The 666-nt window shown below is 67.4% G+C and carries 1 protein-coding gene; it reads left to right on the top strand.

All coding sequences use genetic code 11. The features are described 5' to 3' along the window. Window positions 1-666 (top strand): FAD-dependent oxidoreductase (locus ACFQ87_RS46435; protein WP_380617084.1); only part of this gene is annotated, 666 nt, incomplete at both ends.

Here is a 666-nt window from a genome sequence, read left to right on the forward strand (position 1 = left end):
GCTGCATCCCCTCCAAGGCCCTGCTGCGCAACGCCGAGCTCGCCCACATCTTCACCAAGGAGGCCAAGACCTTCGGCATCAAGGTCGAGGGCCAGGTGACCTTCGACTTCGGCGAGGCGTTCCGCCGCAGCCGCTCGGTGGCCGATGGCCGGGTCAAGGGCGTCCACTACCTGATGAAGAAGAACGGCATCACCGAGTACGACGGCCGGGGCACCTTCGTCGACGACCGCACCCTCCAGGTCGCGCTCAGCGGCGGCGGCTTCGACGTCGTCACCTTCGACCACTGCATCATCGCGGCCGGCGCCACCACGCGCCTGCTGCCCGGCACCAGCCTGAGCGACCGCGTGGTCACCTACGAGGAGCAGATCCTCACCGAGCAGCTGCCGGAGAGCATCATCATCGCGGGCGCCGGCGCGATCGGCGTCGAGTTCGCCTACGTGCTGCACAACTACGGCGTGAAGGTCACCATCGTCGAGTTCCTGGACCGGGTGGTCCCGCTGGAGGACGTCGAGGTCTCCACCGAACTCGCCAAGCAGTACCGCAAGCTGGGCATCGAGGTGCTCACCTCCACCCGGGTCGAGTCGATCGACGACAGCGACCCGAACGCCAAGGTCCGCGTCACCGTCACCAAGGACGGCCAGCAGCAGGTGCTGGAGGCCGACAAGG

Origin of the sequence: Kitasatospora sp. NPDC056531, from assembly GCF_042794375.1 — a bacterium.
In the GTDB taxonomy this organism is placed as follows: Bacteria; Actinomycetota; Actinomycetes; order Streptomycetales; family Streptomycetaceae; genus Kitasatospora.